Here is a 903-nt window from a genome sequence, read left to right on the forward strand (position 1 = left end):
GGACCGTTGTGCGCGGTGACCGCTTGGCCCTGGGCGTCGGTCAAGGTGGCGGTGTAGGTGATGGTGCCGTTCTCGTCCACGCTCGGCGTCGCGCTCAGCGTCACCGTGGTGGTGTCGACTTTATCGGTAACCGTTGTTTCAACCGGCGTCTTGTTTGAACCCAGATTTTCGAAGTCGCCGCCGGTGGTGCCAGTGATCGAGGTTTTGATCGGCTCAGCGCCGTTGTACGCATCGTTCGGCGCGTTGACGTTGATACTGGCGCCAGACTGACCAACAGGGATGGTGATCGTTTCGCCATTGGCCAAGGTTACGACCACGTCAGAACCAGTCACTTTCACCAGGTTGCCCTGTGCGTCAGTGATGGTGGCGGTGTAGGTGATCGGCCCTCCTTCAACGGTGCTTGGCGACGCGGTGAGGGTGACGGCGGTGTCGTCAATCCTGTCGGTGACAGTCGTCTCGACCGGCGTTTTGTCGGCGCCAAGGTTTTCGAAGTTGCCACCGCTTGTGGTGGTAATTTCAGTCTTGATCGGTGCCGCGCCAGTGTACACATCGTTCGGCGCGTTGACGTTGATGCTGGCACCGGACTGGCCGACAGGGATGGTGATCGTTTCGCTATTGGCCAACGTAACGACAACGTCTGAGCCTGTCACTTTTACCGGGTTGCCCTGGGCGTCGATGATGCTCGCGGTATAAGTGATTGCGCCGGTTTCCGACACGGTTGGAGTCGCGGACAGGGTGACAGTGGTGTTGTCGATCGAGTCAGTGATGGACGTCACCGCTGGCTCTTTACTCGGCACCAGGTTTTCAAAGTTGCCGCCGGCGGTACCGGTGATGGTGGTGCTGACGGTGCTGCCGTTGACATAAACATCATTGGCCGGGGTATCGACCACGACAGTGCCGGTG

General features: G+C 59.4%; 1 protein-coding gene. It reads right to left on the reverse strand.

Annotated elements, in window-relative coordinates; translation table 11 throughout:
• A partial coding sequence (locus PMI28_RS02315) for an immunoglobulin-like domain-containing protein (RefSeq protein ID WP_007992081.1) occupies positions 1-903 on the reverse strand: 903 nt, incomplete at both ends.

The organism is Pseudomonas sp. GM48 (assembly GCF_000282335.1).
Lineage (GTDB): Bacteria > Pseudomonadota > Gammaproteobacteria > Pseudomonadales > Pseudomonadaceae > Aquipseudomonas.